The organism is Streptomyces colwelliae (assembly GCF_048158785.1).
Taxonomy (GTDB): Bacteria; Actinomycetota; Actinomycetes; order Streptomycetales; family Streptomycetaceae; genus Streptomyces.
Genome location: NZ_JBLTJC010000118.1, coordinates 18,040 through 28,473, shown reverse-complemented (window position 1 = coordinate 28,473; position 10,434 = coordinate 18,040). Strand labels below are relative to the sequence as shown.

Below are 10,434 nucleotides of genomic sequence, written 5' to 3'. Positions count from 1 at the left end.
CGGCGTACTGAGAACGGAGCTGGGCCTCGAAGGTGCCGAGGCCCAGCTCCGTTCTCAGTACGCCGTGGCAGTACTGGTCCACGAGGGACGGCGTTTCGATCATCCGGACTCCCCGTGGCGGTGACTGCGTCGCTTCTACGGGGCCTAACGGGTGAACGGGGTGTCAGGTGTTGCTCGTACGCACCCCGTGTGAGGGGGCGCCAAGCCTGGGGGCGCCTGTTCAGCCGTTGCTCGGGCCGCCCACCTGGATGCCCGCCATGCGCTTCCACTCGTACGGCCCCGTCGTCACCTTCGCCGCGAACTCGCCGTCGAAGTCCTCGTGGACGGTGATCCCGGACTTCTCGACCGCCTGCTGGGCGATCTCGTACGTCGTGGCCACGAGGTCGCCCCAGCCGCCGTCCTCGCCGACGAGGACGATGCGGGCGCCGCGCTCCCCGATGTACGCGACCTGGCCCTCGGCCCCGCCGTGTGCCTTGGAGAAGGTGCCGATCTGCTTGGCGAGGCGGGCCACCTGGCGCTCGGCCTTCGCGTCAACCTGCTGCGTGTCTGCCATGGCCAGGATGCTACCGACGGGTAGATCGAACGGCGACGGGCGGGGTGCGTGGCCTTGACCACGCACCCCGCCCGTCGGGAGCCGTACAGCGGGGGTTATCGCAGGAAGGGGTCCACCGCGATCGCCACGAACAGGATCGACACATAGGTGATCGACCAGTGGAACAGCCGCATCTCCTTGAGCTTGCCGCCGGTCACCTCGGCCTTGGCGCGGTTCTGGAGGCCGTGCGCCTCCCAGAGCCAGAAGCCGCCGGCCAGGAGCGCGACCGCCGTGTAGAACCAGCCCGTGTAGCCGAGCAGGGGCAGGAGGAGCGAGATGCCGACCATCGCCCAGCTGTAGATGACGATCTGGCGGGCGACGACCTTGTTCGAGGCGACGACCGGGAGCATCGGAACGCCCACGCGCGCGTAGTCGTCGCGGACCTTCATGGACAGCGGCCAGTAGTGCGGCGGCGTCCAGAGGAACATCACCCCGAAGAGGATGATCGGCGCCCACGACATCGAGTTCGTGACGGCCGACCAGCCGATGAGCACCGGGAGGCAGCCGGCGATGCCGCCCCACACGATGTTCTGCGAGGTACGGCGTTTGAGGATCATCGTGTAGACGACGACGTAGAAAAGGAGTGCGCCGAGCGCGAGCCAGGCGGACAGCCAGTTGACGGTCAGGCCGAACAACAGGGTCGAGATCACGCCGAGTGAGATGCCGAAGGCGAGGCACTCGCGGGGGCTGACCATGCCGGTGACGAGGGGGCGCTGCGAGGTGCGGTCCATGAGCGCGTCGATGTCGCGGTCGATGTACATGTTGAGCGCGTTGGCGCCACCGGCGGAGAGGTAGCCGCCGACGCAGGTGAGGAGGACCAGCTTGAGGTCCGGCACACCCTGCTGAGCCAGGAACATCACCGGAACGGTGGTGATCAGCAGCAGCTCGATGATCCGCGGCTTCGTCAACGCCACGAACGCCATGACCCGGGCCCCGATCGGCCGCCGGCTCGGGCTCTGGCTCGCCCCGACAATCCCCGCTGGACGGGATTCAACGGCCGTCACGCACACCCCTGACAGAGACATCCCAGCAAGCCTTCGGGTGTGAACTCCCCGTAAAGGCTCACGCGTACCACGCCACTGTAGACGTTGCCCAGACCCGGACATTCGCGGGGGTGGGGTCGTGTTGGAGACCGCCCCCGGAAGAGCTGATCGCCACTCTGTTGAGCACTCGAACGAGCACCTCCGTATTCAGTTGCCGAATGCGAAACGGACCAGTCGGGAGGCGGATCCGCGAGAGTCCCGGCAGTCTGGAATGACTCGAAAAAATGCGCGTTCTTACGGGGGTAGGCTCGACAACGGCCGGTGGGCGCCAAGTGCACCGGCATCCGACATGCGTGACATGTGGAGAGGAGCCCTGACCCAGGGTGAGCACCAAGCCGACCACAACAGACCTCGAGTGGACCGAGTTGGACCAGCGGGCCGTAGACACCGCCCGCGTCCTGGCCGCCGATGCCGTACAGAAGGTCGGTAACGGCCATCCCGGTACGGCCATGAGCCTCGCGCCCGCCGCGTACACCCTCTTCCAGAAGGTGATGCGGCACGACCCGGCGGACGCCGACTGGGTGGGGCGCGACCGGTTCGTGCTGTCCGCCGGCCACTCGTCCCTGACCCTCTACACGCAGCTCTACCTGGCCGGGTTCGGCCTGGAGCTGGCCGACCTCGAAGCGTTCCGCACGTGGGGCTCCAAGACTCCGGGGCACCCCGAGTACGGCCACACCACCGGCGTGGAGACGACGACCGGCCCGCTGGGCCAGGGTGTCGCCAACGCCGTGGGCATGGCGATGGCCGCCCGCTACGAGCGCGGTCTGTTCGACCCGGACGCCCCGCAGGGCGAGTCCCCGTTCGACCACTTCATCTTCGCGATCGCCGGTGACGGCTGCCTCCAGGAGGGCATCTCCGCGGAGGCCTCCTCCATGGCGGGCCACCAGGAGCTCGGCAACCTCATCCTCCTGTGGGACGACAACCACATCTCCATCGAGGGCGACACCGAGACCGCCGTCTCCGAGGACACCGTCAAGCGCTACGAGGCCTACGGCTGGCACGTCCAGCGCGTCGCCCCGAAGCCGGACGGCGACCTCGACCCGCACGCCATCTACAACGCCATCGAGGCCGCGAAGAAGGTGACGAACAAGCCGTCGTTCATCGCGATGCGCTCGATCATCGCCTGGCCCGCGCCGAACGCGCAGAACACCGAGGCCGCGCACGGCTCGGCGCTCGGCGCCGACGAGGTCGCGGCCACCAAGCGCGTTCTCGGCTTCGACCCGGAGAAGTCCTTCGACGTCTCCGACGACGTCCTCAAGCACACCCGCCAGGCGCTGGAGCGGGGCCGCGAGGCGAAGGCCGCGTGGGACCCGTCGTACCAGGAGTGGCGCGGCAACAACCCGGAGCGCGCCGCCGAGTACGACCGCATCCGCGCGGGCGAGCTGCCGGCCGGCTGGGAGGAGAAGCTCCCGGTGTTCGAGGCGGGCAAGGGTGTCGCCACCCGTGCCGCGTCCGGCAAGGTCCTCCAGGCGCTCGGCGCGGTCATCCCCGAGCTGTGGGGCGGCTCCGCCGACCTCGCGGGCTCGAACAACACGACGATCGACAAGACCTCGTCGTTCCTCCCCGCGGACAACCCGCTGCCGGAGGCGAACCCGTACGGCCGCACGATCCACTTCGGCATCCGCGAGCACTCCATGGGCGCGGAGCTGAACGGCATCACCCTGCACGGCAACACCCGTGCCTACGGCGGCACGTTCCTCGTCTTCTCCGACTACATGCGCAACGCCGTACGCCTGTCGGCGCTGATGCACCTGCCGGTGACGTACGTGTGGACGCACGACTCCGTCGGTCTCGGCGAGGACGGTCCCACCCACCAGCCGGTCGAGCACCTCGCCTCACTCCGTGCCATCCCGGGCCTGAACGTGGTCCGCCCGGCCGACGCCAACGAGACGGCCATCGCCTGGCGCGAGGTCCTGCGCCGCTACACGAAGGTCTACGGCGAGGGCGCCCCGCACGGTTTCGCGCTGACGCGTCAGGGCGTGCCGACGTACGAGGCCAACGAGGACACCGCCAAGGGCGGTTACGTCCTGTTCGAGGCGTCGACGGGTACGCCCGAGGTGATCCTCATCGGTACGGGTTCCGAGGTGCACGTGGCCGTCGAGGCGCGCGAGCAGCTTGAGGCCTCCGGTGTGCCGACGCGGGTCGTGTCCATGCCGTGTGTGGAGTGGTTCGACGCGCAGGACAAGGAGTACCGGGACAGCGTGCTGCCGCCGTCGGTCAGGGCGCGGGTCGCGGTCGAGGCCGGGATCGGTCTGACCTGGTACCGGTTCGTCGGGGACGCCGGTCGCATCGTTTCCCTGGAGCACTTCGGGGCTTCCGCCGACGGCAAGGTGCTCTTCCAGGAGTTCGGCTTCACTGCCGAGAACGTGGCTGAGAAGGCCCGGGAATCCATCGCCGCCGCCCAGAGCTGACGCTGACAAACGACACGTAGGAGATGCATTTTCCATGACAGACGCACTCAAGCGCCTCTCTGAAGAAGGCGTCGCGATCTGGCTGGACGACCTGTCGCGCAAGCGGATCACGTCCGGCAACCTCGCCGAACTGATCGACCAGCAGCACGTCGTGGGCGTCACCACCAACCCGTCGATCTTCCAGAAGGCCATCTCGTCGGGCGACGGTTACGAGCAGCAGCTCGCCGACCTCGCCGCCCGCAAGGTGACCGTCGAGGAAGCCATCCGCATGATCACGACGGCGGACGTCCGTGACGCCGCCGACATCCTGCGTCCGGTCTACGACACGAGCGGCGGCCAGGACGGCCGGGTCTCCATCGAGGTCGACCCGCGCCTGGCGCACAACACGGCGGCGACGATCGCCGAGGCCAAGCAGCTGGCCTGGCTGGTGGACCGCCCGAACACGCTGATCAAGATCCCGGCCACCCGCGCGGGCCTCCCGGCGATCACCGAGGTCATCGGCCTCGGCATCAGCGTCAACGTCACGCTGATCTTCTCGCTGGCGCGCTACCGCGAGGTCATGGACGCGTTCGTCTCCGGCCTGGAGAAGGCCAAGGAGCGCGGCCTGGACCTCTCGAAGATCCACTCCGTGGCGTCCTTCTTCGTGTCCCGCGTGGACACCGAGATCGACAAGCGGATCGACGCGCTGGGCACCGACGAGGCCAAGGCCGCCCGCGGCAAGGCCGGTCTCGCCAACGCGCGGCTGGCCTACGAGGCGTACGAGGAGGTCTTCTCCTCGGACCGCTGGGCCGCCCTGGACAAGGCGCAGGCCAACAAGCAGCGTCCGCTGTGGGCCTCGACCGGCGTCAAGGACAAGGCGTACAAGGACACGCTGTACGTGGACGACCTGGTGGCGCCGAACACGGTGAACACCATGCCGGAGGCCACGCTCGAGGCCACCGACGACCACGGCCAGATCACCGGCAACACCATCTCCGGCACGTACGAGCAGTCCCGCGCCGAGATCGCCGCCGTGGAAGCGCTCGGCATCTCGTACGACGAGGTCGTGCAGCTGCTGGAGGACGAGGGCGTCGAGAAGTTCGAGGCGTCCTGGATCGACCTGCTCAAGTCGACCGAGGCGGAACTCGCGCGCCTCGCCCCTTCGGAGGGCTGAGACCTTGGCTCCTCATTCCGGTTCCGGAGCGAACCCGCTTCGTGACCCCGCCGACCGACGGCTCCCGCGTATCGCGGGGCCGTCGGGCCTGGTCATCTTCGGCGTCACAGGCGATTTGTCCCGCAAAAAGCTGATGCCCGCCGTGTACGACCTCGCCAACCGGGGTCTGCTGCCGCCGGGCTTCTCGCTCGTCGGCTTCGCCCGGCGCGAGTGGGCCCACGAGGACTTCGCGCAGGAGGTCCACGACGCGGTCAAGGAGCACGCCCGTACGCCGTTCCGTGAGGAGGTCTGGCAGCAGCTCGTCCAGGGGATGCGCTTCGTCCAGGGCACCTTCGACGACGACGACGCGTTCGAGCGGCTGCGCGACACGATCGACGAGCTGGACAAGGCGCAGGGCACGGGCGGCAACTTCGCCTTCTACCTGTCGGTGCCGCCGCGCTCCTTCCCGGTCGTCATCCAGCAGCTGAAGAAGCACGGTCTCGCCGACCAGGACAAGGGTTCCTGGCGCCGCGCGGTCATCGAGAAGCCCTTCGGCCACGACCTCAAGTCGGCCGAGGATCTCAACAGGGTCGTGCACGAGGTGTTCGCCGCGGACCAGGTCTTCCGCATCGACCACTACCTCGGCAAGGAGACCGTCCAGAACATCCTGGCGCTCCGCTTCGCCAACACGATGTTCGAGCCGATCTGGAACCGGTCCTTCGTGGACCACGTGCAGATCACCATGGCCGAGGACATCGGCATCGGCGGCCGGGCCGGTTACTACGACGGTATCGGCGCCGCCCGTGACGTCATCCAGAACCACCTGCTCCAGCTGATGGCGCTGACCGCGATGGAGGAGCCGTCCTCCTTCTCCGCCGACGCGCTGGCCGCCGAGAAGGAGAAGGTGCTCGGCGCGGTGCGGCTGCCGAAGGACCTGGGCCTGAACACGGTCCGCGGGCAGTACGCGGAGGGCTGGCAGGGCGGCGAGAAGGCCGTCGGCTACCTCCAGGAGGACGGTATCGACCCCAAGTCGAAGACCGACACCTACGCCGCCATCAAGGTCGAGGTCGACAACCGCCGCTGGGCGGGCGTCCCCTTCTACCTGCGCACCGGCAAGCGTCTGGGCCGCCGGGTCACCGAGATCGCGGTGGTCTTCCAGCGCGCCCCGCACTCCCCCTTCGACCAGACGGCGACGGAGGAGCTGGGCCAGAACGCGATCGTCTTCCGCGTCCAGCCCGACGAGGGCGTCACGGTCCGCTTCGGCTCCAAGGTGCCCGGCACCTCGATGGAGATCCGGGACGTCTCCATGGACTTCGCCTACGGGGAGTCGTTCACGGAGTCCAGCCCGGAGGCGTACGAGCGCCTGATCCTCGACGTCCTGCTCGGCGACTCGAACCTCTTCCCGCGCACCGAGGAGGTCGAGCTGTCCTGGAAGATCCTCGACCCGATCGAGCAGTACTGGGACAAGCACGGCAAGCCCGCGCAGTACCAGTCCGGGACGTGGGGTCCGGTCGAGGCGGACGAAATGCTCGCACGAGAGGGACGGAGCTGGCGTCGGCCATGAAAATAGACCTCACCGACACCACTGCCAGCAAGATCAACAAGGCGCTCGTCAAGGGCCGCCGCGCGATCGGCACCCCGGCCGTCGGCATGGTGCTCACCCTCGTCGTCGTCACGGACGAGGAGAACGCCTACGACGCCCTGAAGGCCGCGGGCGACGCGTCGCACGAGCACCCCTCGCGCACGCTCGTGGTCATCAAGCGGGTCTCGCGCTCGTCCCGCAACCGCACCCAGTCCCGCCTCGACGCCGAGGTACGGGTGGGCGCGGACGCGGGCAGCGGCGAGACGGTCGTGCTGCGGCTCTACGGCGAGGTCTCCGACCACGCCCAGTCCGTGGTGCTGCCGCTGCTGCTGCCGGACGCGCCGGTGGTGGTCTGGTGGTCGGTGGACGCGCCGCGCGACCCGGCGAACGACCCGCTGGGCGCCCTGAGCCAGCGCCGGGTCACCGACAGCTACGCGGCGGAGAAGCCCGTCGACGAGCTGCGGTCCCGCGCCGAGAGCTACGAGCCGGGCGACACCGACCTGGCCTGGGCCCGGATCACCCCGTGGCGTTCGATGCTGGCCGCCGCGCTCGACCAGGTCTCCTCGGAGATCGTCTCCGTCGAGGTGGCGGGCGAGGAGTCCAACCCGAGCGTCGAACTGCTCGCGATGTGGCTCGCCGACCGGCTCCATGTCCATGTCCGGCGCGCGGTCTCCGCAGGGCCCGGTCTGACCCAGGTACGCCTGGAGACGAGCGGTGGCCCCATCACGCTGCACCGGTCGGACGGGGCGATGGCCACCCTGGCACTCCCCGGCCAGCCGGACCGCGCGGTGGCGCTCAAGCGCCGCGAGACCTCCGAACTCCTCGCGGAGGAGCTGCGCCGGCTCGACCCGGACGACACCTACGCGTCCGCGCTGCGGTTCGGCGTGGACCGGCTGGGCGGCATCCAGTCGGCGGCGGAGCGGGCCGAGGCCGCGGCTCAGCCGGCGCCGGCCCTGCCGGTGCGCGCGGTGGCGGACCCGGCGGCGACCGGTGTGCAGCCGGCCTCCTCGGAGAGCGGGGACCCGGACCGGCCCACCCCCGCGAAGATGCCCCCGGTGAAGAAGGCTGATCCGCAGTGAGCACTCCCCAACTCGTCGTCCACCGCGACAAGGAACTGATGGCCCAGGCCGCCGCGGCCCGGCTGATCACGAAGATCGTGGACGCGCAGGCCTCGCGCGGCTACGCCTCGATCGTGCTCACCGGCGGTCGCAACGGCAACGGTCTGCTGGCGGCTCTGGCGGGCCAGCCCGCCCGGGACGCCGTCGACTGGGGCCGCATCGACCTGTGGTGGGGCGACGAGCGGTTCCTGCCCGAGGGCGACCCGGAGCGCAATGTCACGCAGGCCCGCGAGGCACTGCTCGACGCGGTGCCGCTGGACCCGAAGCGCGTGCACGCCATGCCCGCCTCGGACGGCCTCTACGGCAACGACGTGGAAGCGGCGGCGGCCGGTTACGCCGAGGAACTCGCCCGGTCCGCCGGTCCCGAGAACCACGGCTCCGTCCCGACCTTCGACGTCCTGATGCTGGGCGTCGGCCCGGACACCCATGTGGCGTCGCTCTTCCCGGAGTTGCCCGCCGTACGGGAGACCGAGCGCACGGTCGTCGGCGTCCACGGCGCGCCCAAGCCGCCGCCGACCCGGGTCACCCTGACTCTTCCGGCGATCCGGTCGGCCCGCGAGGTGTGGCTGCTCGCGGCCGGCGAGGACAAGGCGGAGGCCGCGGCGATCGCCCTGTCCGGCGCGGGTGAGATCCAGGCACCGGCGGCCGGCGCGCAGGGCCGCGCCCGCACCCTGTGGCTGCTGGACGCGGCGGCGGCATCCCAGCTGCCGCGCGCACTGTATCCGCCGGCTTCCGCCTGACACGGGCGGCACCGGCAACACCGGCAATCCGCTGAAGCCCCGTACGGCCTTCCGGTCGTACGGGGCTTCAGCGTTTGGTCACTTGGTGACTTGGTGACTCGGCGACTTGGTGGCTCAACGCCCGCGCAGCTCGCGGTACTTGGCGACCAGGGCCGTCGTCGACGCGTCCAGGCCGGGTACGTCCGCACCCTCGCTCAGGGCGGGTTCGACGCGCTTGGCGAGGACCTTGCCCAGCTCGACTCCCCACTGGTCGAAGGAATCGATGTTCCAGACGGCGCCCTGGACGAACACCTTGTGCTCGTACAGCGCGATCAACTGCCCGAGCACGGACGGGGTCAGCTCGCGGGCCAGGATCGTGGTCGTGGGGTGGTTGCCCTTGAACGTCTTGTGCGGCACCAGCTCCTCGGGCACACCCTCCGCCCGCACCTCGTCCGGCATCTTGCCGAACGCCAACGCCTGTGTCTGCGCGAAGAAGTTGGCCATCAGCAAGTCGTGCTGCGCCTTCAGCCCCTCGCTCAGCTCGGCCACCGGCTCGGCGAAGCCGATGAAGTCCGCCGGGATCAACTTCGTGCCCTGGTGGATGAGTTGGTAGTACGCGTGCTGCCCGTTCGTCCCCGGGGTGCCCCAGACCACCGGCCCGGTCTGCCAGTCGACCTCCTGGCCGTCCCGGCCCACGTACTTGCCGTTCGACTCCATGTCCAACTGCTGCAAGTAGGCGGTGAACTTGGACAGGTAGTGGCTGTACGGCAGCACGGCGTGCGACTGGGCGTCATGGAAGTTGCCGTACCAGACACCCAACAGCCCAAGCAGCAAAGGCACGTTGGACTCGGCGGGCGCGGTGCGGAAATGCTCGTCGACGAGGTGGAAACCGTCGAGCATCTCGCGGAAACGGTCCGGGCCGATCGCGATCATCAGCGACAGCCCGATCGCCGAGTCGTAGGAGTAGCGTCCGCCGACCCAGTCCCAGAACTCGAACATGTTGTCCGTGTCGATGCCGAACTCGCTGACCTTGCCTGCGTTCGTCGACAGCGCCACGAAGTGCTTGGCCACGGCGTCCTGACCGGCCTTCAGCTCGGTGAGCAGCCAGTCGCGGGCCGAGGTGGCGTTGGTGATCGTCTCGATCGTGGTGAACGTCTTGGACGCGATGATGAACAGCGTCTCCGCCGGGTCGAGGTCGCGGACCGCCTCGTGCAGGTCGGCGCCGTCCACGTTCGACACGAACCGAACCGTCAGACCGCGGTCGGTGAAGCTTCGCAGCACCTCGTACGCCATCGCCGGACCGAGGTCGGAGCCGCCGATGCCGATGTTGACGACGTTCTTGATGCGCTTGCCCGTGTGCCCGGTCCACTCGCCGGAGCGGACCCGGTCCGCGAAGCCGGCCATCTTGTCGAGGACCGCGTGCACCTGGGGCACGACGTTCTCGCCGTCGACCTCGATCACCGCGTCACGCGGGGCGCGCAGCGCGGTATGCAGGACCGCGCGGTCCTCGGTGACGTTGATCTTCTCGCCGCGGAACATCGCGTCCCGCAGGCCGAACACGTCCGTGGCGACGGCCAGCGCGTGCAGCAGCCGCAGGGTCTCGTCGGTGACGAGGTGCTTCGAGTAGTCGAGGTGCAGGTCACCGACCTTGAGCGTGTAGCCGGTGCCGCGCCCGGGATCGGCGGCGAACAGCTCCCTCAGCTGCACCTCGCCGAGCTCCTCACGGTGCTTGGCCAAGGCGGTCCACTCGGGCGTCTGGTTGAGCCTGGTACGGCCGTCTGCGTTCATTGCGACTTCAGCCTTCTTTCCTACCGACCTGGGGGCCGGTTCCAACCTA

The 10,434-nt window shown here is 69.2% G+C and carries 8 protein-coding genes; 5 read left to right on the top strand and 3 right to left on the bottom strand.

Annotation, left to right across the window (positions count from 1 at the left end):
* Positions 1-220: 220 nt before the first annotated feature.
* The gene (locus ACNFOC_RS24290; RefSeq protein WP_416961218.1) at positions 221-553 is read right to left on the bottom strand and encodes a hypothetical protein; all 333 of its coding nucleotides are present in this window, start codon (positions 551-553) and stop codon (positions 221-223) included.
* Positions 554-648: 95 nt separating this feature from the next.
* A complete protein-coding gene (locus tag ACNFOC_RS24285) occupies positions 649-1,602 on the bottom strand; it encodes a heme o synthase (RefSeq protein WP_416961220.1) in 954 nt (317 codons plus the stop codon).
* Between the two features lie 356 nt (positions 1,603-1,958).
* Here ACNFOC_RS24285 and tkt point away from each other — a divergent pair, with 356 nt between their 5' ends.
* The 5 genes from tkt to pgl are packed head-to-tail and all read left to right on the top strand — an operon-like array spanning position 1,959 to position 8,618.
* A complete protein-coding gene (gene tkt / locus ACNFOC_RS24280) occupies positions 1,959-4,046 on the top strand; it encodes a transketolase (protein WP_416961217.1) in 2,088 nt (695 codons plus the stop codon).
* A 34-nt stretch (positions 4,047-4,080) separates the two neighbouring features.
* A complete protein-coding gene (gene tal, locus ACNFOC_RS24275) occupies positions 4,081-5,199 on the top strand; it encodes a transaldolase (RefSeq protein ID WP_416961216.1) in 1,119 nt (372 codons plus the stop codon).
* Between the two features lie 4 nt (positions 5,200-5,203).
* Positions 5,204-6,742, top strand: a complete 1,539-nt coding sequence (gene zwf, locus ACNFOC_RS24270) for a glucose-6-phosphate dehydrogenase (protein WP_416961215.1) — start codon at positions 5,204-5,206, stop codon at positions 6,740-6,742.
* Positions 6,739-7,839, top strand: coding sequence for a glucose-6-phosphate dehydrogenase assembly protein OpcA (opcA, locus tag ACNFOC_RS24265; protein ID WP_416961214.1), 1,101 nt, complete (start codon positions 6,739-6,741; stop codon positions 7,837-7,839). Before zwf ends, opcA begins: the two co-directional genes overlap by 4 nt.
* Positions 7,836-8,618: a 6-phosphogluconolactonase gene (gene pgl / locus ACNFOC_RS24260; protein WP_416961213.1), complete on the top strand. Its 783-nt coding sequence runs from the start codon at positions 7,836-7,838 to the stop codon at positions 8,616-8,618. The genes opcA and pgl overlap by 4 nt, the downstream gene beginning before the upstream one ends.
* Before the next feature lie 114 nt (positions 8,619-8,732).
* Here pgl and pgi read toward each other — a convergent pair whose 3' ends face one another.
* Positions 8,733-10,385 carry a glucose-6-phosphate isomerase gene (gene pgi, locus ACNFOC_RS24255; protein WP_416961212.1) on the bottom strand — a complete coding sequence of 551 codons (1,653 nt, stop codon included), beginning with the start codon at positions 10,383-10,385 and terminating at the stop codon, positions 8,733-8,735.
* Positions 10,386-10,434: the final 49 nt, after the last annotated feature.